This window comes from Acinetobacter gyllenbergii CIP 110306 = MTCC 11365, assembly GCF_000413855.1.
Lineage (GTDB): Bacteria > Pseudomonadota > Gammaproteobacteria > Pseudomonadales > Moraxellaceae > Acinetobacter > Acinetobacter gyllenbergii.
Window position 1 is genome coordinate 101115 of record NZ_ATGG01000020.1, and the last position, 25886, is coordinate 127000.

Below are 25886 nucleotides of genomic sequence, written 5' to 3' on the forward strand. Positions count from 1 at the left end.
ATTAAACAAAATAAAGTTTCTCGACATATTTACTTCGGACAAAAATGTCCGTTTAATTCACCCTATATCTCCCAAGAAATTTAGGTCATGGCAAAACGTCAGCAATTGGCAGCGCATAATCGTGATGAACTCCTCAATGCCGCCGAAGAAATCTTCCGCAGGCAAGGGGTTCATGTGCCATTACAAGCCATCATTGATCATGCGGGCGTGGGACGTGCAACGTTTTATCGTAATTTTGCAGATCGTAAAGCGCTGGTGGCTGCCTTGTTGGAACGAGCGATTACACGTTTAGAACAACGGTCGCAGGCTTTACTGGCATTTAATGATGGTTTTATTCGTTTGATTGAAGGTCATATCGAACAACTGCCGCATTTAGTTGTACTGATTGATTACTGGCGTATTATTGATCGGCAAGACCCAATCATGCTAAACATTTATCAAAGACGCGATAAAGCATTACAGCCACTGATTGATCAAGCCATACAACATCAGCTTTGTCGTCCTGATCTTACTCCACAAGATTTCGGAATGATCACGGCGATCTTGGGGTCTTCATTTCAAGGACATCATACCTCTGATCAAGTGCGCTTAGCCAAACGAGCAATAGAATTATTATTAAACGGCATTAAAGTTTAGTTCGGGAAATAACATGGATAAAAGCCCTCGCTATCTTGAGACACCTCCAGATTGGTCTGCCGATGAGCGCCCAACCTTACCCGGCTCGCCTGCTGCAATTGCCCATGCCAGACCAAAACGTCTTGCTTACTTCGTTATTGGTCTGTTTATATGTATTGCAGCCAGTTTAAGTAATGGTTTTATCGTTGCGAATTTGCCGATTTTCCAAGGTGAGTATGGCCTGACCCCATCACAGGCAGCATGGCTACCTGCAGCCTATGTGATGGCCAATGTCAGTTCCAACCTCATCTTATTCAAAGCACGGCAACAATATGGCTTACGCCTGTTTTCTGAAATCGGTTTGCTGGTTTTTATTGGTGTACTGATTCTGCATATCTTTGTCAAAACCTATGAAATGGCCTTATTTGTACGTTTCATTGCAGGTCTGGCTGCTGCACCACTGAGTTCGCTGGGGATGTATTACACCATGCAAGCTTTTGGTAAGGCAGATATGGCCAAAGGGATTTATTTGGCTTTCGGCTTTCAGCAACTTGGTCTACCTTTGGCTTGGATCATCTCGCCTTTTCTACTTAGCGCCAATCAGTGGGATGTGATTTATACCTTTGAATTGGGTTTGGCAATTTGCTGTTTTGCCATGGTGGTGGCATTAAAACTGCCTCGCAGCTTACGCTTAGAGGTCTTTGAGAAGCAGGACTTTTTTACCTTTGCCTTGCTCGCCCCTGGTTTTGCTTGTTTGTGTATCGTACTGACCCAAGGGCCTATTTTATGGTGGTTCAATAGCCCTTGGCTGGCTTATACCTTAATTGTCGGTTTTTGCTTGATTGTATTAGGACTTACTTACGAACATTACCGCAGCAACCCACTGATTATGACCCGTTGGTTAGCGGCAGGTGATTTACTCAGTTTTGTAGTCAGTGCCTTTGCCTTACGTTTGCTCATGTCAGAGCAAAGTTATGCCGCAGTTAATTTCCTCAAGACCATGGGGATGGGCCCTGATCAATTTGTACCGCTTTATGTGGTGATCTTTTGTGGCACCATTGCAGGTTCAGTATTCAGCGCGCTGACCTTCCATCGCGAACGTTTAATTTTAAATTTATTCCTTGCTGAAATCCTGATTTTAATTGCCTGCGCCTTGGATTATCACCTGACCAGTGATGTGCGCCCTGCTAACTTCTATCGCAGTCAATTCTTAGTCAGCTTTGCAGGTGGGGTCTTTATCGGCCCGCTGTTGCTGATGGGTTTTATGCGCACCTTACAACGTGGTCCACAATATGTGGTGACCTTTATTGTGCTGTTTTCAGCGACACAGAACTTTGGTGGTTTGGTCGGCTCATCCTTCTTCAACACCTATCAGCAACGCCATACCTATGATTATAAAGTGGAAATCAATAGCAATCTGGATCCCACCGATCCGATTGTTGCACAGCGTTTACAAGCCTATCAGCATAGTGCCATGATCAATACCAATGACCCTGTGCTGCAAAACAACCAAGCCTTGCAGAACCTGAATAAAGTGGTCACCCGTGAAGCGCAAGTCCGTGCCTATAACGATGTGATCGTATTGAACGGTATTTTTGCAGTGGTGTTACTGCTATGGGGCTTATTTAAATACGCACGCAATAAATACAAAACCCGCAAAAATCTGCAAGCAGCCAGTTAATCCTTTTTGATTGAGAAAAGATGATGTCAGAACAAGATAAACCCGAAGAGAATAATGCTCGAACCACGGAGCAAAATGAAACAACGCCAGTAGCAAAGGCGCCTGAAACTGTGGCACAAATGCCACCACCGCCTCCTCCGCCGACCAGTAAGCTAATCAAGACCAAACGCTCGACCCTGTGGTGGATGCTATTGGTATTATTGGTGGGTATCACCATTATCTTATGGGCGTGGCGCATTGGTCCATTTCATACAGCGGTTGAACAAACCGACAATAGCTATGTGAAAGGCAAAACCACTATCTTGTCTTCACAGATCAATGGCTATATCAAAGATGTGCTGGTCAAAGACTTTGACCAAGTCAAACAAGGTCAAGTGTTGATGCATATTGATGCCACCACCTATGATCAAAAGGTCACACAGGCAGCATCTGGTGTCGAACAGGCAGAAAACAGTCTTGCCAATCAAACCCAAGCCATTGCACAACGTCAGGCTGATGTTGTCGCGGCACAGGCCAAGCTGGATCAGGTCAAAGCACAATATGATTTATCTGTGGCACAGCTGAAACGCTACCAGCAATTGGGAGATAGCGGTGCTGCATCTAAATCTGAACAAGACAAAGCCGCGGCAGATGCCCAAAATAATCACGCCTTACTGAAACAGGCCGAAGCCAATATCTTGGTGGCACAAGAAGCCTTAAAAACGGCACAAGTGGCGCAGACAGGTTTAAAAGCACAAGTGAATAGTGCACAGGCACAACTCGACCAAGCCAATACCACCAAGGACTACAGCACCATTGTTGCCCCATTGGATGGACAATTAGGTGAGGTTAATCCACGCGTCGGTCAATATGTTGCGGCAGGAACTCAGTTGCTTTATCTGATTCCAACACAGACTTGGGTGATTGCCAACTTTAAGGAAACCCAAATTGCCAATATGAAAATCGGGCAAAAAGCTTATTTCACTGTCGATGCGATGAATCATCAGAAATTTACCGGACATGTTGAGCAGATTTCCCCTGCGGCAGGTTCAGAATTCAGCGTGCTCAAACCTGACAATGCCACAGGTAACTTCACCAAGGTGGTGCAACGGATTTCAGTCCGTATCGCCATTGATCCGAATCAAAAAGGTATCGAAAACTTACGTCCTGGGATGTCGGTAATTAGCTCTGTGGACACCGACTCCTAATGCAAGACTGACATTCTCAATCAAATCCATTTACAATGTGATCAAATCCATTTCTCTTGTTCGAAAATGTTTGATCACATTGCTTTTCCTCCCCCCTATCAAACATTAGCGTTGCCCAGTTCGGTTCAACTGACGATTAAGCGTTTAGACCTGATTCATCCACAGATTTCAGGCAATAAATTTTATAAGCTAAAATACAACCTGCTTGCAGCACAGCAACAAGGTTTGACCCAAGTCCTCACATTTGGTGGCGCATTCTCCAATCATATTGCCGCAACTGCCTATGCCGCCCAGCGCTTTGGCTTTGAAAGTATTGGCCTGATCCGAGGTGAAGAACTTGCGACCCGTGACTTAAACCCTACCCTACAGACAGCACAAGATTTTGGCATGCAACTACATTTTGTCAGCCGAGCCGAGTATCGTCTGCGTCATGAGGCTGAGTATATACAACAACTACAACTGCAATATCCTCAAGCCTTTATTGTTCCAGAAGGTGGCAGCAATGCACTTGCACTGCAAGGAACACAGGAAATTTTAAGCGAAGATGATCGAAAGAATTATGATGTGATTTGTTGTGCAGTTGGAACAGGTGGCACTATTGCGGGCTTAATTGAAAGCAGTTCAGAACAACAACAGATTTTGGGCTTTTCTGCATTGAAAGGCGACTTCCTAAAACAGGATATTCAACAGTGGACCAAGAAAAGTAATTGGTCTTTAACCGATGCTTATTGTTGTGGAGGTTATGCCAAAACCACAACCGAACTCCTGCAATTTATGCAACATTTTGAGCAACAATATGCAATTCCTTTGGAACAAGTCTATACCGCAAAGATGATGATGGGGCTATTCGATTTAATCCAACAGCCGTATTTTCCTGAAAATAGCCGTATTTTGGCAATCCATACCGGTGGTTTACAAGGTCGCTTAAAATAAAAAAGTCACCCTCAAGTGACTTTTTTATTTGACCGAATCAAGTGCTTAAAACCAGCCATCACCAATCGGCTTATTGTCCATAAACACCACTAAACCTTTGACAATACGATAAATAAACCAGATTGATGCCGCAAATAGAATCGGAATACCAATGAGTACAAAAGACAAGATAAATCCAATAATTGCAGCAATGAGCGTGATCCAAAAGGTTTTGATTTGCCATTCAAAATGACTGGCCAACCATGTTCCTTTAACTTCATCGCGTTTCATATAATTCATAATAATCGCAGCAATACTGGTCAATCCCACAAAAATACTGGCCGCATAAAGCCCATATATAATTAAGGTATATTGTCTGAGTGAATCTTGCTGATTCGGCGGTGTGTCTTCTAAAAAAGTCTTATCATTCATTATTGTTATCCCCTTTATTGAGACCAATTTTATAACATGCTTTGATTTTAAAAGTATATTTTTTAATCAAACAATCGACATACTCAAAAGGCTTTAAATCTTTTATAATTGCCCGCTTTTCCTCCCTTGAGTATTTCCCCATGGTTCATCAAGTTGATGTTGTTGTTTTAGGTGCTGGTGCATCGGGCTTGATGTTGGCTGCAGAAGCAGGCAAACGTGGGCGCTCGGTTGTAGTATTGGAAAAGGCCAATAAAGTCGGCAAAAAGATTTTGATGTCAGGTGGTGGTAAATGTAACTTTACCAATCTGGAGGTCGAACCGGCCAATTATCTGTCTGAAAACCCGCATTTCGTCATCTCAGCCTTAACCCGTTATACCAACTGGGACTTTATCGGTTTGGTCTGTGAATACGGCATTGAGTATGAAGAACGCAAACACGGGCAATTATTCACCCTCAAAGGCTCAAAAGAAATTCTGGAACTTTTACTTGCAGAATGTGACAAAGCCAAACGGGTTCAGATTCAAACCCACTGTGAAGTACAACAAGTGAAGGCTCAGGCGGATTCAAGTTTTATCATTGAAACCAGTCAAGGGACGTATCACTGTGAGTCTTTGGTGGTGGCAACTGGCGGTTTATCCATTCCCACGCTTGGTGGCTCAGGTTTTGGTTATGAACTGGCACAACAGTTCGGACACCATGTCTTCCCAACTCGTGCAGGTCTGGTTCCCTTCACCTTCTCAGACCAGTTTAAAGAAGTCACCACCCGCTTGAGTGGCAATGCCTTAGATGCCACTTTGGTCAACGATCGTCATCAATTTACCGAAGCTTTGCTGTTTACCCATCGTGGTCTCAGTGGTCCAAGCTCACTGCAACTTTCGAACTACTGGCATGTTGGGGAAAGCTTTAAAATTGATTTCTTCCCAAGCCAAGACTTTGCACAATTTTTTAAAGATAAGAAAAAGTCACAGCCTAAAGTTCTACTACGCACCTTAATCAGTGAATTTACCGCCAAAAGTATCGTACTTGAATTACAGCAACTGATTTGGGCAGAACAAAGTGAAACGCCAATTGGCAACCTCAGTGATGTACAGCTCGAACATATTGCGGCGCAATTGCATGCCTTTACGGTAAAACCATCAGGCACGGAAGGCTATCGTACTGCCGAAGTCACGCTCGGTGGGGTAGACACCAGCGAAGTCTCTTCCAAAACCATGGAAAGTAAAAAACAGAAAGGCCTCTATTTTATCGGTGAAGTACTCGATGTAACGGGACACTTAGGCGGCTATAACTTTCAGTGGGCATGGTCTTCTGCGCAAGCCGCAGCTCAATTCGTTTAATGCAATCTCATACTGCGGGCTTAATTCGGTATAGCCCGCTTCAGTTACGTTGCTCGGAAGAATTTGCCGCTTCTGAAGTTGTGATGTGCTGCGTACTTTCAATACTTTTCTCTTTCGAAGAGTTTGATTTAGCAACCACAAACTTATAAGCACTCGCCAAGAATCCAACCGTAATCCCTGCAATAATAATCGGTGCGAATACTCGATTTGGCCTCTTCATTTCATTCTCCTATCGACTTTTTATTTAGAGACTATTGATACTTGAGCGATAAATGAATTGCTTTTGAGGTCAAATTTTTTCATTAAAGCCTTTGAACCCGCTTAAAACACCCGATTACAATCCCAAATAACACTCAATAGCGCTGATACAAACAAAACGACCACCCTGCTTAGAGTGGTCGAATTGATCAAAAAAATCAAAGATTATTTTTTCTATTCATCCGAATACGGCGGTGTTGGTGGCGTCGGATTGACTGTATTGGTGGATGTTGGTGCCGTTGGACTCACAGGATTTGTTGGCGTAACTTCTTCCTTATGTAAAGGATTCGGTTGTTTTGCTTCAGCTTTGGCTTTATCCAGCAAATCGCTGAGTAAACGTTCCGCAGGTTGTCGTCCACCTAAACCAAAGGCCAAGGCAAACGCCACAGCAACTGAGCCAAGTGTTAAACCGAAAGCCAAATTCACAATCGAATCCGCAATGCCCATGGCTTTTAAGCCCATTGCAATCACTAAGCCCATAATGAGAATACGGACCAGATTCGCCAACCAGCGTGAGCTGTTGTATTCACCACGTTGAACAATATTGGCAACCACATTGGCCAACCAGAAGCCGATCACCAGAATCACAGCACCAAGCAAGATACTGGCACCGAACTGGATAAACATCGCAATCAGTACACTGACCTGCTCTAAGCCAAGTCGGTTTGCCGCTTCTGAAACCGCAAATAACATGGTAAAGAAAACAATGAGATAACCAACCACATCAGACACACGGGTTTGTCCCAAGAAGCGTTGTAAATCCAGCTTCATCGGGATTTCATCCACCCCGGCCCCAGAAATCAATTCAGCCACTAAACGTCCCACAAAACGCGACACGATATAGGCCACAATCAAGATCAAACCTGCTGCAATAATTTGTGGTATTGCATACATGATTTGATTCAGCATGGCGGTTGCAGGTTGAGAAATCGCTTGGATACCCAGTGCTTCAAAGGCCACAATTAAGGTGGTGATAATAATAATGGCAAAGACGAATGAACCTAAGAATTTGGCCACATTGGAGTTTTTAAATAAGCCAACTTTTTCTGCTTGTGCTTGTAGACCAAGACTATTACTGAGTCCCTCGACAATGCCACGAACAATTTTCGCCAGAATATATCCCACGAAAATAATGACAGCGGTGATGAACAGATTCGGTAGATAAGCAATCGCTTCATTCACCATATTCTGGACAGGGATCAATAAGCCCGTTAGACCAAGAATAGATAAAACAATTGGTAAGAACAGTAATAACACCAACCAATAAAAAATCTCACCGATATTGGTACTGAGTGAACTGACACCGACTTCATTACTGAGCTTTTCATCCAGTTCCGTTCTGGCAAGCACATTGGTCAACCCCGCACGAACCAAACGTGCTACGATCCAACCAATAAAGCCCACCACGACTGCTGCCAGCAAGTTCGGAATGTAGGCCAACACACGACCCACCATATTGCTGAATGGATCACTGACCCCACTGATATTTAAAACATTCAGTGCGCCAACGACAGCAAGAATCATCACAAACCAGAACACCAGTTTGGAGACCAGATTTTCGATATTTGGGGTACGGCCTGTGGCAGAAGACAATTTATGATTGGTATCAAGTTTTTGCAGTAATTTTTTCACACCTGCTGCAATCACTAAAGCAACAATCCATCCCACCAATAGGATGACAACTGCAGCAAAAATAGGATGAAACTGATCCCAATAATACATTGCATCAAATCCTCCTCGATTGGAGGGGTCATTAAAAAATTCATTCATGTTGTTATCCTTATATTGTGTTTTAAATCTTGATACACATCCACCCAAGAACGTTCTGCAATAAAGAACATGATTTATGGATGCTTCCACCTTAGTTTTTGTCTATTTTCCAATCAATCAATGGCATCACTAATACAACAAAAAGGTCTCATAATTTTGCAAAAAAGCCCATTGATTCACATCAATGAGCTTTATGATGAATAGGTTTTGGTCTAAAGATATGCTTGCTTAAACATTCAGAATAGCCGACTGCATATGTGCCATTGTCACTTGAGCAGTTGGATTGGCTGAATGATCAGCAACCATATAAACAAGTAATGCAATCAGGAAGATTCCCACCATAATCAAAATATAAACGGGCAATCTTCTCTTTTTGGTAATTTCTTCTTTGCTGGCCACATGAGGCTGTGGCTTACTAAAATCATGCATGATAGCAGCCCTCATCCTTTTACTTTTCAAGTTTTATATTAGCAACACCGACTGTTGCATTGTGTGAAAAAGCTTCGGACTATCGTTGCACGGGTTGCAGAACTCTACTTTTCATTGGTCTTCTTTTTGTTTAAAATATAGGCGGTTTTAGAATGGGTTAAAATAAGCTATAATACGCGCCTCATTTCTCAACCGTTCTGCTTTATGTCCTATAGCCAACAAAGCATCTCCCTCGAATTAGACACTGATGTCACCCATCAATGTTTTTTACATCACACACGCGATGAACATTTGATTGGAATTATTGAGTTCAATAAGCCGAGCTATATCTTAAAATGGGGCGATTTAGAGTACTTCCGTCGTCGTACCGAAGAATTTTCGGTGATGCCTTTGCCCGACTGTATCAATGCCATGATTGTCGATATTCGCAATGTACAACCGTTTCTGGATAATGAGGTGCCTATTCTGCCATGGCGTCTACTAGAAGAAGATTGTCCAGTACGTCTGGTCGTCCCACAGGATCGCTTGGAACACTATATCGGCTTGTTCGAACCGACGTGGTTAACCACCGATGTCGACACCGCCATTCAAGAAATTCGTGAATTTATGGATATGTTTGTACATTAAGACGATCAAGCACAACATCGTATTTTATTGCGTTTAACTGCCCGAAAAAAACAATAACAAGATAAATATCACGGTGGAAGCATGTAAACCCATAGCCCAATTTGCCGGAGACACATCCACATTGGGCTGTTTATGATAAATCACCCAAAGATACAGTGCACAAAGAAAAAACCATAAACTATATGCCGCAACAACCAATAAGGTCAGCCCGACCATGATATTTCGACCTAAATCGCCCCACCCACCAACGGAGGTCGTCGTATAACTGTAGATGAGTAAAATGCTCATGATGAGCATTCCTACAAAAAAAGCGATATAAGGAACTTTGCCAATTGCCTTTTTTCCGACTTGCTCCTCCATCCTATTCTTTTTCCTTATTCTTATTAAAACAACTAAAAGTGATGATGTATTTGCTTTACCAATAATTCTCGACTGCAATATTGCCTTCACCACGACGATTCATAATGAGACCACGTTGCTTCAGCGCTTCTTTGGTATCTTCCACCATTTGTGGATTACCACATAACATCACATGACTACCGTCTCGGTTAAAAGACAGTCCTGCTGCTTTTTCTAATTCACCATTGCCAATTAAAACAGGCAAACGATCATGCAGAGCGGCATTCGGATCACGAGTAATAATTGGAATAAACTTAAAGCCGGTATGCCCTTCGCCAAATAAGTCGGCAATCTCTTGAATACGCTCGACATAAGCCAACTCAGATTCCGTACGGACGCTGTACACCAAATTAATCTGCTGGTATTTATTCCACGTTTCAAAGTCTTGTAACATCGACAAAAACGGTGCCAGTCCTGTCCCTGTTCCCAATAACCATAAATCTTGTGGTAAAGGTTGCTGATAACGTGCCAGCGTTAGATAGCCATAGGAAATTTTTTCCAGATACAACTCATCCCCAACTTTGAGGTGTTGCAGATTCGAGGTAAAAGCACCATCAGGCACAACGATTGAAAAGAATTCTAAAGTTTCATCAAAAGGTGAAGAAACCACAGAATAGGCACGTACCACCAATTCTCCCTCAACCATTAAACCAATACGGGCAAATTGCCCTGCGGTAAATTTGAAATGTGCTGGACGGGTCATGGTGAAGCTAAAAAGATTATGAGTCCAACGGTGTACAGATAAAACCTTTTCTACGCTAAATTTTTCAATTGACATGATGAGAACGTGGCACGAAACAGTGCGCTCATGTTAGCATGATCGAATAATTGATGGATACTCAAAACATTAAGGCTATTTAACATGCGCATGACATTACGCCAGTTGGCTGTTTTTGTGGCGGTCGCTCAGGAAGGAACGGTTACCAAAGCGAGCGATGCTGTCCGACTCACACAAAGTGCGGCAAGTATGGCCTTAGCTGATTTAGAAGATGGTCTGGGCGCACCGCTGTTTGACCGTTTAGGTAAACGATTACAACTCAATGATTTGGGACGTTTTTTACTCCCACAAGCCTTAGAAATTTTAGGTCGCTGTGAGTCTTTTGAACAAGCTGCTAAAGGTGAACTTCAAAGCATTGACTTACGTTTAGGTGCCACTCTTACGATTAGTGACTATTTAATGCCAGATTTGATGGCTGACTTTTTACAACGTCATCCACAAGCACATTTGCAACTGCAAGTGGGCAATACCCGTCAAATGATTGAAGCAGTCAATCAGTTCCAATTGGATCTTGCCTTGATTGAAGGTTCTTGTCATTTACCTCAACTGCAATGTATCCATTGGCGTGATGATGAGCTCGCTGTATGTTGTGCGCCTGATCATCCCTTAGCACAACTGAATCGCCCAATCAGCCCAACCGATTTTCTAGATGTGGAATGGATTTTACGTGAGGAAGGTTCAGGTACACGTGAAGTGTTTGATAATGCAATTTTGCAAGATCTGCCCGATGCCAATATCCGTTTAACTTTGGGGCATAATGAAGCGATCTTAAAAATTGTCGCAGGTGGTTTAGGCATGTCCTGCGTGTCACGACTCGCGATTGAACCGCTTCAAGAGAAAGGTCAGCTGGTAATCTTGGATACTCCATTCTGGCAATTAACCCGCCCGCTCTATATGTTAGTGCACCGTCAAAAGTATCAAGGACCAGGTTTAAAAGCCTTTTTGCAGTTCTGTGAAAATAAAGTTTAATTGTTTTGAAAATAAAAAACGCTTCTAGTCAGAAGCGTTTTTTATTGCATGTATGATTAGAAGTCGAAGCTGACACCCAATTTATAGGTACGGCCTGCGCCTACTGTGGTAAAGCCACTGGTAAACACGCCATCCCAATATTTTTTATCTGCAACATTATCAACATTGGCACGGAAAGTTGTATTGACCCCACCGAGTTTGGTCGCATATTTCGCACCTAAATCAACCAGCGTATAATCAGGTAACTTGAGTGTGTTATCAGCCGTTAAATATTGCTCATCAACATAAGTCGCAAAGGCATTCACGCTTAATCCTTCAACAAATGGGATTTGATAATCTACACCCACACCTGCTGTGAACTCAGGCGTCCCCTCAATGGTTTTACCTGAAAGATTCACACCACTTGAAATCGCTTTTGTATATTCAGTATCAATGTATGCCAAGTTACCGTAAACAATCAGATCTTCAGTGACTTTACCCGAAAAGCCGTATTCAACCCCTTTCGATTCAGTCTTCGCACCATCAGTCGTGATTTGGGTAATTTTTGCATCATTTGGATCACGGTAGGTTGAGTCCGTCAGCGTACTTGGCTTTTTAATTTGATAAAGTGCTAAGGTATGTAACCAACGCTCGCCTTGATATTTAGCACCCACTTCATATTGCTTACTTTCAAATGGTGCAAAAGTTTTATTATAGTTCGCATCAGTTTCTACACTTACCCTTGCCCCTCTCACCAAACCTTCCACATAGCTGGCATAGAATGAGGTTTCTTCACCAAAAGGTTTCACAACAATGGCTACACTTGGAGATAACTTATCATCTTTCAATGGTGGTGCATTCGTCGCGAGAGCCTTTAGATTCATATCTTGATAGCGCACGCCTAGAATGAACTGTAGCTTATCATCCAGCATGGAAATCTGATCACTCAAACTATAGCTGACATATACATCATCGGCTGTAGGAATAATTTCAGGCCATGTATTCGGCATATGCCCTTCATTGCTTGGATTGTAAATATTGGTTGGGAAATAAACCTCTGTTGCCCCCCGCCCTTTATGTTGGCTGTATTTACGTTTGAGATAATCCGCACGGAATGCCAACGTATGAGAAATATCACCCGTGAAAATTTGACCTTCTAAACCCGCATTAAAAGTCGTGTTATGTTCCTTTGAACCGACACGATAATATTGTGCCAGTGCATCACCATTCGCCCCAATCAAAGCAGGATTATTCATTCCCATTGAGTTGGCTGGCAGGTCACGTACAATCATACGTGTCCCAAATAAATGTCCACGATACTCACGTTCATTAAAACCTGCACCTGCAAAGGCTTTTAAATTCGGTAAAAGCTTATATTCCCCAGATAGTCCCACGTAATTGGCACTTTGCATGCCTTCTAAATGTGGAAAATAATTCAATTTGCCATCTGGCGCAGCTAAAACACGTTTCAACGTTGAAAAAGAGATCATAGCCGGTGAACCACCATCACGACTATCACGTGTGGTATAGGCATCAAAATTAATTTTGGCTTGATCCGTGGTGTAGTCGAGAGCCAATACCGCTGCGGTATTTTTATCTTCTAAACCATCAACAATGTGTTCACCTTGTCCATAAGTCGCACTGACGCGTGCTCCGAACTCCTTGTTTTCACCAAAACGGCGTGCCACATCAAAACCTGATTTGTAATAGCCGCCATCTTCATACATGGCCGAAACTTGGGTCAAATCTCGATCGGCACGTTTGGTGGTTGCCATCACCACACCACCAACACTACCGCCTGGGGCCATCCCTGCAATCAACGCATTTGGCCCTTTGAGTACACTGGCAGAGCTTAAAATATCAGTCGGGGTACGACCACTTGGTGACATGCCATAAGAACCATTGATATTGGCATCTTCCCATGTTACTGGAAAACCACGGATCATAAAGTTTTCGTTTAAATGGCCACTGTTGGTGGTGGTACGAATACTTGGGTCATTTTTAAGAATGCCCGCAATCGAGTCAGCTTGTTTATCTTTAATCGCCTGCTCGGTATAAGACTGGATACTAAAGGGTGTATCCAATACCGCTTTCTCACCGAGTATCCCTAAGCTGGCATCTTTTTTAAGTTTGCCTGTCGCATCCGTTTCTTGTGAATCAGCTTTTACGGTAATGGTTGGTAAAACTGTGCTGTCATCAGCAAGCGCGAACATTGGCAAAGCAATAAGAGATAAAAATAAGATATTCTTTTTCACGTGATCAAACCCCGATAAAAATTTGACCACAGTATATAAGATAAATTAACAAATGATAATAAAAATCATTAACAAAATAATTACCATTCATTTAGTCAATCTGAAAGTCTTATCATGAGAATCCAAATAAATAAGCTCTCACCTCGTTATTGGATAGTATATCTTGCCTTTATCGGCCAAATTGCCGCTCGCATGGAATGCCATCATGATCACCATCCATCTTAGTATTCGGACAATTTCTTAAAAAGAAGACAGCTTCCTCATAAGAATGCATTTGAGAACAATGCTCACGCCCATCACAGCTAAATTGGGCACCTACAGCAGTTGTTGAGCGTGCTGCTTGTATAGGCCGTGCTGGATCATGTTGCAACGCCCTTTCTGTTTTTTCAGACAACTTTACTACAGGTAAATCCCCAATCTTTTTTCGCTGTTCTTCAACAATTCGCTTTTGTTGCTCTATCAATTGAACTGTTTTTAATTGTTCTGATTGCAGATAAGACTGATATTTCTGGAAAACCAAAACTGCCAAAATCACAATCATTACGACACCAATGACCGTAACGATTGCTCCCTGCTTAGAAGAAGTACTTGATTGAGGCGCTACAATAGTGCTTTTGCGAATAGGCGTAGGCATTAGATCCAAACGTTCAATTTGAACAGCTTTAAATTTCCCTTTATCAGTATCGTGCACCATGGAAAATTTTAGTTTTTCTCCAAGCTTAGGTTCCCCTCCAGCTCGAGGAAAATCACGAATATGAAAGAAAATATCGCTTTGCTTCCCCTCGACTTCAATAAAACCAAAGCCCCGTTCAGCATTATATTTTTTAATTTTACCCTCAACCAACATCATCAACACACGCTTATTATATTGCCCCTATTCTAATCAAAAAGAGGCTAAAAAGCCTCTTTTATCATGTACCTAAACTAAGTGCGAATATTGAAAAATATCAACTTAAGCAATTAACGTCGAAAGTTCGACAACAACTCGGTTGTAATCGACTTATTGTGATTGGCAATTTTGGTCTTCTTGGTTTTAGCAGGATTTGCATCAACACGCTCAATTTGCGTTGCTTTAAACTTCCCACCATTTTCAAGCGCCACAAATTTCACTTTTTCATTTCTTTTCGGCTCGCCTTCTGCCGCAGGAAAATCTGAAATATGAAAAAAGATATCGCCTTCAGATGTCGCAATAAAACCAAATCCTTTATCAGGATTATATTGCTTAATTTTTCCTTGATAGAACTCTTGTGCCATGACATTTATCCTATGTTCTCAATGTAATCATTACAGTATATCGAAATAAAAAAGAGACTTTCAATCCACCCTGAAAGGTTCTACGGATGGATCAAGTCTCTTTTTATCGGTCTGGTAAAATTAGTCTTTTTGCACGCTACCAAAAATCTTGTCACCTGCATCACCCAGACCAGGAACAATATAGCCTTCTGCATTCAGACCTTGGTCAACCGATGCGGTATAAATACGGACATCTGGATGTGCAGCTTCAACTTTGGCAATACCTTCTGGTGCAGCAACCAAAATCATGACACGAATATCTTTACAACCACTTGCTTTCAATACATCAATGGCCGCAATTAAAGAGTTCCCTGTTGCCAGCATTGGGTCAATAATCATGGCTAAACGATTGGCAACATCTGGCACTAACTTTTTGTAGTAAGTGCGTACTTCTAAGGTCGCTTCATCACGTTCCAGCCCCAAGACGCTGACTTTAGCACTTGGAATCAGGCTAAGAACGCCTTCAAGCATCCCGATACCAGCACGCAGAATCGGTACAATGGTGATTTTCTTCCCTGCGATACGTTGAGTTGAGACTTTCCCTGCCCACCCATCAATTTCATGATCAACAACAGGAAGATCCTTTGTTGCTTCATAAGTCAGTAACATCGTGACTTCTTGCGCTAATTCACGAAAGTTCTTGGTACTAATGTCAGAACGACGTAGCAAGCCAAGTTTATGGCGAATAAGCGGATGACGAATTTCTTGAATCGACACGAGTGAGTACCTAGGTAATGTTAATCTTGTTCTATTATAAAACGTTTTTTACTCGTCAATAAAAAAAAGCCCTAACTTTAGGGCTTTTTTTTATCAGTTATACACGTTTAGTAAATGCCTTTTTGCACTAAAGTAAGAATAAACTCTTGTAACTCTGGTGAAACTGCAAAAACTGCATACTTAGCTAAATAAATCATTGGGTCAGGATAAATACCTAATACAAAGACTAATAAAGCAGCTCCGAGTACCATAATACCACCAACTTGTGTACCCCAATGCTCATCAGCATCAATACGAGGCACATCTGGTGGAGTCATGTACATAACAACCATCACACGCAGGTAATAATATAAACCGATACCACTACCAACAATTACCATTGCTGCAAGGAACCAATGTGCACCCATTACGGCTGTTTTCACAACCATGAACTTACCAATGAAGCCCGCGGTTAATGGAATACCAGCTAACGATAACATCATTACGGTTAAAGTCGCAGTCAAGATCGGACGACGCCAGAACAAACCACGATACTCAGCTAAACTACCAGCTTCATCCTTATTGTTATAAGGACTCGACATTAATGTCACGACACCAAAAGCACCAACAGTGGTCAACACATAAGTAATAATGTAAACATTGACTGTTTCAAAGGTCATGAAACCACGAATTTGAATAAATTCAATATTTTGTGCGCTAACCAAAGCAACCAATAGATAACCGAAATGAGCAATCGATGAATAAGCAAGGATACGCTTGAGATTGACTTGACGAACAGCCAATAAGTTACCAACGACGATCGAAACGACAGCCAGAATGGTAACCATTAATTTTAGACTATCGGCAAGAATAAATCCTGAAGATAAAACATATCTAGCAAATAAGCCAATCATGGCAACTTTAGAGACTGTTGCTAAGAATGTAGCCATTGGTGCAGGTGCACCAGCATACACATCAGGTGTCCACTTATGGAAAGGTGCTAATGATAGCTTAAACCCAACTGCAAAAAGTATAAGTCCAAGTCCAAGCACAACAGCAGGCTGACTAAAGCTATTAAACATTCGGCTTGGTTCGGCTGCAAAAGATAAGCTACCTGTATAAGCATAAACGTAGGCCATCCCCATAAGCAACATTGCAGAAGCCGTTGCCGAAAGCACAAGATATTTAATCCCAGCTTCCAAAGACTGACTACGTTGATAGGTATAAGCCAACATGCCATACACAGGAATCGACATTAATTCCAAGCTAATAAAGAATGATGCATAGTTCGTACTCGCAACTAATAACATCGCCCCTGTCACTGAACACAGTAACAAGATATAAAGCTCTTCGCGGTTTTCCTTATAGGTCTCAATATAAGCATGAGACAAAGTACAACAAGCCAAGGCTGCAATTAGAATCAGAAATTGATAGAGCATGGTAAATGGATCAACCATAAACATGCCCATGATATTTGATGGAATGAAACTCCCACTAAATATCGTATAGATAATCAAAATCGCAGCTAAATTCAGACCGACAACCGAAGTTGTCGCAATCAGGTTGTGATTACGTTTAATCGCTGTCAACAACATCACGACGATTGCAGTCAAAGCAACAATCATCACTGGAGCAAGTGGCATAAGCTCAGAAAAAGAAAGTGTGAAGTTCATGATTTATTGCATCTCCACATGTTCAAGTTGAGTTGCAGCCTGTTGAACAGTTTCAACAACTTCTTGTACTGGCATATAACTATTTACCAACCACTGCATGCTTGAATGAGACATATCCAAGAAAGTTTGTGGGTAAATACCTAACCAAACTAAACCAATTACACAGATCATCAGAATGCTGACTTCACGTGCAGATAGATCTTTTAACGGTGTTTTGTAGTGCTGCTTTTGTTCTGGATTCGGTTCACCAAATAAAGCTTTGTGAATCAGAATCAGACCATAAAGACCCGCAAACACCAAGCTCACTGCGGCAATAATCGTGAAAGTCGGATACGCTTTGAATGAACCCATAAGAATCAGGAATTCACCAATAAAGTTACCTAGACCCGGTACACCTACGAGCGCTGCAACAAAGAACATTAAGAAGAATGGCAAATATTGCAGTTGACCACGAAGACCGCCCATTAAGCGTAAATCACGTGTATGCACACGCTCATAGACTTGACCCGACATAATGAACAATGCAGCAGATGATAAGCCATGTGCCAACATCATGATCATTAAGCCTTGGAAAGTCAGAATATTACCTGCATAAATTGCAAGTAAGATGAAACCCATGTGTGAAATTGACGTGTACGCAAGTAAACGTTTCATGTCAGTTTGTTGGTACGCAAGGAATGCACCGTAGAAAATACCAATCAAGCCCAAAATGATCGCAATATCAGCGAACTGTGCTGACGCTGCTGGGAAGAATGGAATTACGAAACGAAGTAAACCATACGCTGCTGTTTTAATCAAAATACCAGCTAAATCCACAGAACCCGCTGTTGGTGCTTGCGCATGCGCATCAGGCAACCAGCCGTGTAATGGGAAGACAGGTAGTTTCACCGCAAAACCGATGAACATACACACCATAAAGCCATATGCCAATGCTGGTACTTCTTTATCCAAGTGATTCGCCATACTCATGAGATAATAGTAATTAAAACTAATCTCTTGTGTATGCATGTATCCATAAGCAACCAGCCCCAAGATACCGATCAACATGATCAAACCAGCAACTTGTGTATAGAGGAAGAACTTGGTTGCAGCGTAAACACGTGAACGACCATTCGAGCCTTTATGACCCCATAACGCAATCAAGAAATAGATTGGTACAAGCATCATCTCCCAGAAGAAGAAGAACAAGAATAAGTCAATCGCCAAGAATACACCGATAACCCCACCTAAACTCCACAGGAGGTTTAAGTGGAAGAAACCTACGTTCTTTTGGATCTCACCCCATGAACAGCCTACTGCAAGTACACCCAGTAAGGCAGTCAACAGCACCATAAGCAGAGATAAACCATCCACCGCTAAGTGAATGCTAATACCTAAACTCTGAATCCAAGGTAGGTAGAATTCAGCAGCCCATTGGGGAGCTGGGCTACCTACAGCATAGCTATATGTACCACTTTGCCAAAGTGCAATGCCCAAACCAAAGGTAATGAGCATACCAATCAAGGCAATCCAACGCGGTAAATGTTGGTCGTATTTATCAACCAACCAACAAATAAAACCAGCAATGAAAGGAACTAAAATCAGTGCGGGTAAAATTAAATTGTTTTCCATTTTATTTCCCCACAACCTGAATCACGATCAAGATCATCAATAACACCACTACACCGAGTGACATGCTTGATGCGTATTCACGTAATGAACCGGTTTGACGCGAACTGGTAAAGCTATTCCCGCCCTTCACAATGGCAGGCAATACTAACCATAAACCGTCAACTGGATCACGACCTAAAATTTTCGCAATCAATAAATAAGGTTTTACAAATACGATGTCATACAAGGCATCGAAACCGAATGCTGTACGGCAGATATGCGCTAAGCCTGAACCCAAAGAAGTCTGAGCAAACGATTTTACTGCGCCATACGCAAAGGCAAACAAGAAGATACCAACAGCCAAACCAACAAGGGCCACACCACTTGCTAAATGTTCAGCATGTGCAACAGCCGCTTCTAAGCTTTCAGGAATCACAAAACTTGGAATGCTTGCAGCAGTCAATAATTTTGCGACTGGCGCTTGCAGGAAGTAACCGATACCGGTCGATAACGCAGCAAGAATTGCAAGCGGTGCCCAGTAAGTCACGCCATGAATCGCATGCGCATGAGTTTTCTCTTCGCCGAAGAACACCACCCAAATTAAACGGAAAGTATAGATAGACGTTAAGAATGCACCAGCAACACCTACCCAGTACAAGGTATGGTAAAGCGGAAGATTTGCAATAGTCGACTGTGCATAGACTGCACCCAAGATCGCATCTTTAGAGAAGAAGCCAACGGTCACGATTGGAAGTGCAGCTAAGGCGCCACCACCGATAACGAAACACCAGAATACGAATGGAATCTTTTTACGTAATCCACCCATTTTGAAAATATTCTGTTCGTGGTGACATGCAAGAATTACGGCACCTGAAGAAAGGAACAATAACGCTTTGAAGAATGCATGAGCCAACATGTGGAATAAACCAGCTTGGTATGCTTCAGCACCCACTGCCATAAACATATAACCGAGCTGACTCATGGTTGAGTAAGCCAAGATACGTTTGATATCAGTTTGCACCAATGCGGCAAAGCCTGCCACCAGCAAGGTCACTGCACCCGTAATCGAAATGAATTGCATCACTTCTGGCGCCATTTCCATCACTGAGAACATACGGCAGCATAGGTAAACACCTGCTGTCACCATTGTTGCGGCGTGGATCAATGCAGAAACTGGTGTAGGACCAGCCATCGCATCGGCTAACCAAGTTTGTAATGGAATTTGTGCTGATTTACCTGCTGCACCCAAGAACAACATCAATGCTGTCCAGATCGACAATGATGAGCTTTGCGTCATCACAGTCGCTGCATTTTCAACAATGTACTGTGTATTCAACGTACCAAACTGTTGATAGAGCAAGAACAATGCGATGAGTAAAAATACGTCACCCACACGTGTTACGGTAAATGCCTTGATTGCTGCCCAACCATTTGCAGGGTTTGAGTAGTAGAAACCAATCAATAGATATGAACACAGACCTACGCCTTCCCAACCCAAGAACAATAACGCCAAGTTATCGCCAAGTACCAACAACAACATGCTGGCAACGAACAGGTTGAAATAAGAGAAGAAACGTGCGTAATCTTCTTCACCACGCATATACCAAGATGCGAAGATGTGAATCAAGAAACCAACACCCGTGATCATGCCTGTCATCAATAATGACAAACCATCAAGGTGCAAGCTAATGCCTGGCTCAAAACCGCCAACACTGAACCATGTCCATAAGTGTTGAACAAAAACGGTTTGGCCACTGCTGGTAAATGCAAGGCCAGCAATTAAAGCAAATAACGCAGATAAACCAACTGAACCGACACCAATAATGGCAGCGACATTTTCAGACAGTTTGTTACGCCCTGCCGCTAACAGGATAAAACCAATGAGCGGGAATAAAACGGTTAAATATAATGTACTCATCCGCGCATCTCACTAGCAGCATCCACATCCAGATGATGGAAGCGATGATAAAACTGAAGGACGATCGCAAGACCGATACATGCCTCTGCTGCAGCAAGCGTCAGAATCAGGATGAACATGATCTGTCCATCTGGCTGCGCCCATACGCTACCCGCTAAAACGAATGCCAAAGCCGCGGCATTCATCATTACTTCAAGGCTCATTAGCATAAATAAAAGGTTGCGTCGCACCATTACACCGTAAAAACCCAGTGCAAAAAGGATGGTTGCAACGATCAAACCATGTTCTAAAGGGATGTGTCCCATTATTCTTTATCCTCTTCTGCACCTGGTTCACGTTTGCCTAAGTGGAATGCTGCAACCAGTGCTGCTAGCAATAACATCGCGGCAACTTCTACCAATAATAGATAGTGAGTAAATAGTGCTTGACCGACAGCTTTCGGACCTACAACTTCTGCTCCCATCGGCGCAGAAATTGTGGTGTATTCGCCACCGAGCATCCACACCAAAAGCAAGCCCAATAAAAAGCTCATCAGTGCAGGAAAAGCCCAAGCCTCTGAACTCAACCATTTACTTTCTTGTTCAATGGTTTCTTGTCCAAGATTCAGCATCATCACAACGAAGACGAACAAGACCATAATGGCACCGGCATATACGATGATCTCAAGGGCAGCCGCGAACGGCGCACCCACGATCATGAAAATACCAGCAACCGCTAGAAGAGAAACGATCAAACTTAACAGTGCATGCACCGGATTCGTGTTAGTCACAACACGAACCGTTGAAACGATGGCCACAAGTGCCATCAAATAAAATGGCCACATCATGGTAATAAGCTCCGTACATCAACTGGTGCACTTTCTTTCTGTGCTTGACCTTTTTCTTTGCCGCTTACAGCCATACCAGTGACACGGTAGAAGTTGTAGTCAGGATATTTACCCGGTCCAGAAATGAGTAAATTCTCTTTTTCATAAACCAAGTCTTGACGTACATATTCACCCAATTCGAAATCTGGGGTCAGCTGAATGGCAGTCGTTGGACATGCTTCTTCGCACATACCGCAGAAAATGCAGCGTGAGAAGTTAATACGGAAAAATTCTGGATACCAACGACCATCTTCTTTTTCCGCTTTTTGTAATGAAATACAGCCAACTGGGCAAGCAACCGCACATAGGTTACATGCCACACAACGCTCTTCACCGTCTGGATCACGCGTCAATACAATACGACCACGGTAGCGTGGTGGCACAATTTGTTCAGCCGGTACTTCTGGATATAAAATCGTGTCACGTTTACGTGTGACATGGCTAAACACCATCCACAACGAACGTACAATCGATCCGAATCCAGCTAGAATTTTATACATTTTGTACTCCCTGCTGTCCTAGGCCTGATTCATCAGAATCACAGCACCAGTCACTAACAAGTTGACCAACGCCAATGGCAAACAAACTTTCCAACCAAAGTTCATCACTTGGTCATAACGAGGACGCATTAACGAACCACGCGCCAAGACAAACATCATTACGAAGAATGCTGTTTTAATCACGAACCAGAATAATGGTGGAACAAATGGAATTTCTAAGTTAAATGGTGCAAGCCATCCGCCGAAGAATAAAGTCACGATCAATGCCGAGATCAATACGACGTTGACGTATTCCGCAACGAAGAACATCCCCCACTTCATACCACCGTATTCAACATGGTAACCTTCCGCCAATTCTTGCTCAGCTTCAGGTTGGTCAAATGGATGACGATGCGTGACCGCAACACCCGCAACCACAAAGATCAAGAAACCTAAGAATTGAGGAATGATGAACCACATATCACGTTGTGCTTCAACGATTTCACGCATGTTGAATGAGCCGGCAATCGCAACCACACCCATCAACGAGATACCCAAAAACACTTCATAAGAAATGGTTTGAGCCGCAGAACGAAGACCACCAAGTAATGAGTATTTGTTGTTCGATGCCCAACCACCAAATAACACTGCATAGACTGCGATACCCGCCATTGCCATAAAGAACAATAGACCGATACTCATATCTGCAACGCCCAGTGTAGGACTTACTGGGATCACCATAAACGAAAGTACCGCAGTTGCCATCGCAACGGCTGGTGCTAAACGGAAAGTCAGCTTATCAGCAAACTTCGGTGTCCAGTCTTCTTTGAACATGATCTTGAGCATGTCGGCAACAATCTGGAACATACCGCCAGGACCAACACGGTTTGGACCATAACGGTCTTGCCATAATGCCAAGAGACGACGCTCAATAAATGACATTAAAGCAGCAACCAAAACCACTACAAGCAAGATCACAATCGCCTGAATCACTGAATAAGCGATTGGCCAGTTCTCAGCCCAAAGTGGCGTTTGACGTATAATTTCTTGATTCATGAATTACACTCCTACCGCCACAGACACAGGCTCTGCCAATGAAACTGTTGGTGCTAAACCAATTGGGTAACCGATATAACCTGTTGGTAAATATTCGATGACTTGTACTGGCAAGCTAATGCTAGTCTCACCCGCTTGTACTGTAATACGTTGACCATCTTGAACATTTAAGCGTGTTGCATCTTGTTCACCCACCGCAAACATCGCTTCAGGAATGCGAGATTCCATTGCAGGTGTTTTGATAGTGAATTCACCAGAACCAAAGATATGGTGCATTGGCACAAGACGGAAACTTTCAGGGTTCACCACCACAGCTGTTGGTGCAACATAGCTACGTGCAGGACGTTTAGCTAAACGATCGAATAGACGGATACCTGAATCACCACCTTTTAAATGACCACCCACTTCATCTTGGTATTTGTTCCAAGCTTGTGGTGAGTTCCAGCCCGCAGACCATGCGAAAGGTACCAATGAAGATGCCGTCTGAGTTCCGACATAACCTTCCATCGAGAACGTCAATGCTGAATCTGGATCAGTCGGCTGTTTCGGTTCATGAATCGATAACGGCGCACGAATTGCAGTACGACCCGAGTAACGACGTGGTTCACGTGCGATCTTCAAGCCGTGGATACGGTAACCCGCATCTGGCGCAACCTCTTCAATTGCAGCAAGTACGGGTACATTCTTGACGATGTCTTCAATCACATCATCCAACAATGTCCAATCAACTGCTTTGCCTTTAAGACCTGTCTCAACGGCATGTAACCAGCGCCATGATTCTTTGATCGCATATTCTGGCTTGTAGTAGCTTGGGTCATACACTTGATAGAAACGTTGTGCACGGCCTTCTTGGCTCACCACAGTACCATCACCTTCAGCGAAGCTTGCTGCCGAAAGTACGATATCCGCAAGTTTCAAGGTTTCAGTTTCACTATGATCCAAGACGATCACAGTTTCAGCTTTATCTAATGCAGCTTTGACTTGTGCCACAGGTAAACGACGGGTTAAGTCATTTTCAACCACAACCACGGCATCAAAATCTTGTGCAAATGCTTGTTCTAGGCTTAAACCGCCAAACAATGCCAAGCCCATTGAGTTCACTTCAGGAACAGTCAATGACAAGCCCGCATTTCCACCTAAGTTTTGCGCAACTTGAGCAGCAGCTTCCATGATTGCAGGATCTTGTAAACTAGTCCCCGAAATAATCAATGGCTTTTTCGCCGCTTTCAAAGTATCCGCAATGGTTTGCGCAAAGGCTTTGGCATCATCTGCCAAACCAGTCAATGCTTCACCTTTCACCGCAGCAGCAACCGCAAAACCTAAACGTGCGATGTCATTAGGCGATGCAACCACTTCACCTGTCGCCACATCCGCTAAACGCGTTTGCGTTGCCGCAAGGATATAGATAGGGGATTTTGCATCTTGACCGATACGTTGTACCGGTTCAGCCAACCAGTCTGGTGTACGTGTTGCAGCAGCCATTTCTTTGGCTTTGTTTTTCGCAGCTTGACGCACAGACAAGGCCATACGTGGTGCAGTTTGAGTTAAGTCTTCACCCAAGATCAACACCGCATCATAGCTTTCAATTTCACGCATGTTCGGGTTATAGATCCCCTGTGTTTGCATGATTGATGCCGCTAACTCAACCAAGTTCTGCTCTTTTTGAGACATCCCTGTTGAGTAGTTGTCTTGTCCAACCAACTCACGCAGTGCATAGTTTGATTCCAAGCTTGCGCGTGGAGAACCAATACCTAACACTTTCTTGCCTTTCAGCTGAGTAATCACTTGATCAAGCGCTTGATCAACAGTCACCGTCGCAACAGTTTCACCATTACGGAACTGTGGTTGACGTGGACGGTCTTCACGGTTCACATAACCTGTACCGAAACGACCTTTATCGCAAAGGAAGTATTGGTTCACAGAACCATTGAAACGGTTTTCAACACGACGGATTTCGCCATAACGCTCACCCGGAGAGATGTTACAACCTGAAGAACAGCCGAAACATACGCTTGGCGCATATTGCATGTCCCATTTACGGTTATAACGTGCTGAATGGGTCTTGTCGGTAAATACACCTGTTGGACACACTTCAGTCAAGTTACCTGAGAATTCAGATTCTAAAGTACCTGATTCTGGACGACCGAAATAGACACGTGACGCATTGGCATAGACACCAAAGTCCGTACCACCCGCATAGTCTTTGTAATAACGCACACAACGGTAGCACGCGATACAACGGTTCATCTCATGCGCAATAAACGAACCCAACTCTTGGTTATAGTGAGTCCGTTTGGTAAAGCGATAACGACGACGATCGTGTTGCGTCATGACGGTCATATCTTGTAAATGACAGTGACCACCTTCTTCACAGACTGGACAGTCGTGCGGGTGGTTCGTCATCAAGAATTCAACAATCGACGCACGGAAATCCGTTGCTTCTTTGTCTTCAATCGAAATATAGGTATTGTCGGTCGCAGGTGTCATACATGACATCACCAGACGTCCACGTGTGTCCTCAGGATTCGCATACTGAGTCACCGCACATTGACGACAAGAACCAACAGAACCTAAGGATGGGTGCCAACAAAAATACGGGATGTCGATGCCAAGGCTAAGACATGCTTGTAGCAAGTTTTCTGAGCCGTTGACTTCATACGATTTTCCATCGACATGAATTGTAGCCAT

The 25886-nt window shown here is 43.1% G+C and carries 25 protein-coding genes; 7 read left to right on the top strand and 18 right to left on the bottom strand.

Annotated elements, in window-relative coordinates:
- Positions 1 to 87: 87 nt before the first annotated feature.
- From F957_RS07460 to F957_RS07445, 4 genes are all read left to right on the top strand, one after another.
- The gene (locus F957_RS07460; RefSeq protein WP_016541658.1) at positions 88 to 636 is read left to right on the top strand and encodes a TetR/AcrR family transcriptional regulator; all 549 of its coding nucleotides are present in this window, start codon (positions 88 to 90) and stop codon (positions 634 to 636) included.
- A gap of 13 nt (positions 637 to 649) precedes the next feature.
- Positions 650 to 2296: an MFS transporter gene (locus F957_RS07455; protein WP_016541657.1), complete on the top strand. Its 1647-nt coding sequence runs from the start codon at positions 650 to 652 to the stop codon at positions 2294 to 2296.
- 20 nt (positions 2297 to 2316) lie between these two features.
- Positions 2317 to 3483, top strand: a complete 1167-nt coding sequence (locus tag F957_RS07450) for an HlyD family secretion protein (RefSeq protein ID WP_016541656.1) — start codon at positions 2317 to 2319, stop codon at positions 3481 to 3483.
- 66 nt (positions 3484 to 3549) lie between these two features.
- Positions 3550 to 4416, top strand: coding sequence for a 1-aminocyclopropane-1-carboxylate deaminase/D-cysteine desulfhydrase (locus F957_RS07445; RefSeq protein ID WP_016541655.1), 867 nt, complete (start codon positions 3550 to 3552; stop codon positions 4414 to 4416).
- A gap of 45 nt (positions 4417 to 4461) precedes the next feature.
- On the opposite strand, the gene F957_RS07440 is transcribed toward F957_RS07445, so the two are convergent.
- On the bottom strand, positions 4462 to 4827 hold the full coding sequence (locus tag F957_RS07440) for a DUF4870 family protein (protein WP_016541654.1): 366 nt from the start codon (positions 4825 to 4827) through the stop codon (positions 4462 to 4464).
- 140 nt (positions 4828 to 4967) lie between these two features.
- On the opposite strand from F957_RS07440, the gene F957_RS07435 reads away from it, so the two are divergent.
- Positions 4968 to 6164 (top strand): BaiN/RdsA family NAD(P)/FAD-dependent oxidoreductase, encoded by a 1197-nt coding sequence (locus tag F957_RS07435; protein ID WP_016541653.1) that lies wholly within the window; start codon positions 4968 to 4970, stop codon positions 6162 to 6164.
- A 40-nt stretch (positions 6165 to 6204) separates the two neighbouring features.
- On the opposite strand, the gene F957_RS07430 is transcribed toward F957_RS07435, so the two are convergent.
- The 3 genes from F957_RS07430 to F957_RS07420 all read right to left on the bottom strand — a co-directional run bounded on the left by F957_RS07430 (position 6205) and on the right by F957_RS07420 (position 8621).
- Entirely contained in the window at positions 6205 to 6384 is a 180-nt protein-coding gene (locus F957_RS07430) for a hypothetical protein (RefSeq protein ID WP_016541652.1), read from the bottom strand.
- Between the two features lie 212 nt (positions 6385 to 6596).
- A complete protein-coding gene (locus tag F957_RS07425; protein WP_016541651.1) occupies positions 6597 to 8192 on the bottom strand; it encodes a mechanosensitive ion channel in 1596 nt (531 codons plus the stop codon).
- Between the two features lie 228 nt (positions 8193 to 8420).
- Positions 8421 to 8621, bottom strand: a complete 201-nt coding sequence (locus tag F957_RS07420; RefSeq protein WP_016541650.1) for a hypothetical protein — start codon at positions 8619 to 8621, stop codon at positions 8421 to 8423.
- A 204-nt stretch (positions 8622 to 8825) separates the two neighbouring features.
- Between F957_RS07420 and F957_RS07415 the strand changes: the two genes are divergently transcribed.
- Positions 8826 to 9248 (top strand): hypothetical protein, encoded by a 423-nt coding sequence (locus F957_RS07415; RefSeq protein ID WP_004655415.1) that lies wholly within the window; start codon positions 8826 to 8828, stop codon positions 9246 to 9248.
- Between the two features lie 33 nt (positions 9249 to 9281).
- Here the strand turns inward: F957_RS07415 and F957_RS07410 are convergent, their stop codons facing one another.
- On the bottom strand, positions 9282 to 9608 hold the full coding sequence (locus F957_RS07410) for a hypothetical protein (protein WP_016541649.1): 327 nt from the start codon (positions 9606 to 9608) through the stop codon (positions 9282 to 9284).
- Positions 9609 to 9663: 55 nt separating this feature from the next.
- Complete coding sequence (locus F957_RS07405; protein ID WP_016541648.1) at positions 9664 to 10425, bottom strand: ferredoxin--NADP reductase; 762 nt, start codon at positions 10423 to 10425, stop codon at positions 9664 to 9666.
- An 84-nt stretch (positions 10426 to 10509) separates the two neighbouring features.
- On the opposite strand from F957_RS07405, the gene gigC reads away from it, so the two are divergent.
- Positions 10510 to 11394 carry a LysR family transcriptional regulator GigC gene (gene gigC, locus F957_RS07400; protein ID WP_016541647.1) on the top strand — a complete coding sequence of 295 codons (885 nt, stop codon included), beginning with the start codon at positions 10510 to 10512 and terminating at the stop codon, positions 11392 to 11394.
- 56 nt (positions 11395 to 11450) lie between these two features.
- Here gigC and F957_RS07395 read toward each other — a convergent pair whose 3' ends face one another.
- The 12 genes from F957_RS07395 to nuoG all read right to left on the bottom strand — a co-directional run bounded on the left by F957_RS07395 (position 11451) and on the right by nuoG (position 25886).
- Positions 11451 to 13586: a TonB-dependent receptor gene (locus tag F957_RS07395; protein ID WP_016660438.1), complete on the bottom strand. Its 2136-nt coding sequence runs from the start codon at positions 13584 to 13586 to the stop codon at positions 11451 to 11453.
- 211 nt (positions 13587 to 13797) lie between these two features.
- Positions 13798 to 14475 carry a cold shock domain-containing protein gene (locus tag F957_RS07390; RefSeq protein WP_016660439.1) on the bottom strand — a complete coding sequence of 226 codons (678 nt, stop codon included), beginning with the start codon at positions 14473 to 14475 and terminating at the stop codon, positions 13798 to 13800.
- Between the two features lie 113 nt (positions 14476 to 14588).
- Positions 14589 to 14882 carry a cold shock domain-containing protein gene (locus tag F957_RS07385; RefSeq protein WP_016541644.1) on the bottom strand — a complete coding sequence of 98 codons (294 nt, stop codon included), beginning with the start codon at positions 14880 to 14882 and terminating at the stop codon, positions 14589 to 14591.
- Between the two features lie 120 nt (positions 14883 to 15002).
- Positions 15003 to 15638 (bottom strand): uracil phosphoribosyltransferase, encoded by a 636-nt coding sequence (gene upp / locus F957_RS07380; protein ID WP_004655430.1) that lies wholly within the window; start codon positions 15636 to 15638, stop codon positions 15003 to 15005.
- 107 nt (positions 15639 to 15745) lie between these two features.
- Positions 15746 to 17290 (bottom strand): NADH-quinone oxidoreductase subunit NuoN, encoded by a 1545-nt coding sequence (gene nuoN / locus F957_RS07375; RefSeq protein WP_016541643.1) that lies wholly within the window; start codon positions 17288 to 17290, stop codon positions 15746 to 15748.
- A 3-nt stretch (positions 17291 to 17293) separates the two neighbouring features.
- Positions 17294 to 18901 (bottom strand): NADH-quinone oxidoreductase subunit M, encoded by a 1608-nt coding sequence (nuoM, locus tag F957_RS07370; RefSeq protein WP_016541642.1) that lies wholly within the window; start codon positions 18899 to 18901, stop codon positions 17294 to 17296.
- A 1-nt stretch (position 18902) separates the two neighbouring features.
- Positions 18903 to 20798 (bottom strand): NADH-quinone oxidoreductase subunit L, encoded by a 1896-nt coding sequence (gene nuoL, locus F957_RS07365; RefSeq protein ID WP_016541641.1) that lies wholly within the window; start codon positions 20796 to 20798, stop codon positions 18903 to 18905.
- Entirely contained in the window at positions 20795 to 21103 is a 309-nt protein-coding gene (gene nuoK / locus F957_RS07360) for an NADH-quinone oxidoreductase subunit NuoK (protein WP_004655436.1), read from the bottom strand. The genes nuoL and nuoK overlap by 4 nt, the downstream gene beginning before the upstream one ends.
- Positions 21103 to 21621, bottom strand: a complete 519-nt coding sequence (gene nuoJ / locus F957_RS07355) for an NADH-quinone oxidoreductase subunit J (protein ID WP_171068305.1) — start codon at positions 21619 to 21621, stop codon at positions 21103 to 21105. Before nuoJ ends, nuoK begins: the two co-directional genes overlap by 1 nt.
- Entirely contained in the window at positions 21621 to 22163 is a 543-nt protein-coding gene (nuoI, locus tag F957_RS07350) for an NADH-quinone oxidoreductase subunit NuoI (RefSeq protein ID WP_016541639.1), read from the bottom strand. Before nuoI ends, nuoJ begins: the two co-directional genes overlap by 1 nt.
- A gap of 18 nt (positions 22164 to 22181) precedes the next feature.
- Positions 22182 to 23198 carry an NADH-quinone oxidoreductase subunit NuoH gene (gene nuoH / locus F957_RS07345; protein ID WP_004655440.1) on the bottom strand — a complete coding sequence of 339 codons (1017 nt, stop codon included), beginning with the start codon at positions 23196 to 23198 and terminating at the stop codon, positions 22182 to 22184.
- Positions 23199 to 23201: 3 nt separating this feature from the next.
- Positions 23202 to 25886, bottom strand: coding sequence for an NADH-quinone oxidoreductase subunit NuoG (gene nuoG, locus F957_RS07340; protein ID WP_016541638.1), 2685 nt, complete (start codon positions 25884 to 25886; stop codon positions 23202 to 23204).

Coding starts and splice junctions, on each gene's coding strand:
- F957_RS07460 (WP_016541658.1), top strand. CDS start 88: ATGGCAAAACGTCAGCAATTGGCAGCGCATAATCGTGATGAACTCCTC.
- F957_RS07455 (WP_016541657.1), top strand. CDS start 650: ATGGATAAAAGCCCTCGCTATCTTGAGACACCTCCAGATTGGTCTGCC.
- F957_RS07450 (WP_016541656.1), top strand. CDS start 2,317: ATGATGTCAGAACAAGATAAACCCGAAGAGAATAATGCTCGAACCACG.
- F957_RS07445 (WP_016541655.1), top strand. CDS start 3,550: ATGTTTGATCACATTGCTTTTCCTCCCCCCTATCAAACATTAGCGTTG.
- F957_RS07440 (WP_016541654.1), bottom strand. CDS start 4,827: ATGAATGATAAGACTTTTTTAGAAGACACACCGCCGAATCAGCAAGAT.
- F957_RS07435 (WP_016541653.1), top strand. CDS start 4,968: ATGGTTCATCAAGTTGATGTTGTTGTTTTAGGTGCTGGTGCATCGGGC.
- F957_RS07430 (WP_016541652.1), bottom strand. CDS start 6,384: ATGAAGAGGCCAAATCGAGTATTCGCACCGATTATTATTGCAGGGATT.
- F957_RS07425 (WP_016541651.1), bottom strand. CDS start 8,192: ATGAATGAATTTTTTAATGACCCCTCCAATCGAGGAGGATTTGATGCA.
- F957_RS07420 (WP_016541650.1), bottom strand. CDS start 8,621: ATGCATGATTTTAGTAAGCCACAGCCTCATGTGGCCAGCAAAGAAGAA.
- F957_RS07415 (WP_004655415.1), top strand. CDS start 8,826: ATGTCCTATAGCCAACAAAGCATCTCCCTCGAATTAGACACTGATGTC.
- F957_RS07410 (WP_016541649.1), bottom strand. CDS start 9,608: ATGGAGGAGCAAGTCGGAAAAAAGGCAATTGGCAAAGTTCCTTATATC.
- F957_RS07405 (WP_016541648.1), bottom strand. CDS start 10,425: ATGTCAATTGAAAAATTTAGCGTAGAAAAGGTTTTATCTGTACACCGT.
- gigC (WP_016541647.1), top strand. CDS start 10,510: ATGCGCATGACATTACGCCAGTTGGCTGTTTTTGTGGCGGTCGCTCAG.
- F957_RS07395 (WP_016660438.1), bottom strand. CDS start 13,586: ATGTTCGCGCTTGCTGATGACAGCACAGTTTTACCAACCATTACCGTA.
- F957_RS07390 (WP_016660439.1), bottom strand. CDS start 14,475: ATGTTGGTTGAGGGTAAAATTAAAAAATATAATGCTGAACGGGGCTTT.
- F957_RS07385 (WP_016541644.1), bottom strand. CDS start 14,882: ATGGCACAAGAGTTCTATCAAGGAAAAATTAAGCAATATAATCCTGAT.
- nuoN (WP_016541643.1), bottom strand. CDS start 17,290: ATGAACTTCACACTTTCTTTTTCTGAGCTTATGCCACTTGCTCCAGTG.
- nuoM (WP_016541642.1), bottom strand. CDS start 18,901: ATGGAAAACAATTTAATTTTACCCGCACTGATTTTAGTTCCTTTCATT.
- nuoL (WP_016541641.1), bottom strand. CDS start 20,798: ATGAGTACATTATATTTAACCGTTTTATTCCCGCTCATTGGTTTTATC.
- nuoK (WP_004655436.1), bottom strand. CDS start 21,103: ATGGGACACATCCCTTTAGAACATGGTTTGATCGTTGCAACCATCCTT.
- nuoJ (WP_171068305.1), bottom strand. CDS start 21,621: ATGTGGCCATTTTATTTGATGGCACTTGTGGCCATCGTTTCAACGGTT.
- nuoI (WP_016541639.1), bottom strand. CDS start 22,163: ATGTATAAAATTCTAGCTGGATTCGGATCGATTGTACGTTCGTTGTGG.
- nuoH (WP_004655440.1), bottom strand. CDS start 23,198: ATGAATCAAGAAATTATACGTCAAACGCCACTTTGGGCTGAGAACTGG.
- nuoG (WP_016541638.1), bottom strand. CDS start 25,886: ATGGCTACAATTCATGTCGATGGAAAATCGTATGAAGTCAACGGCTCA.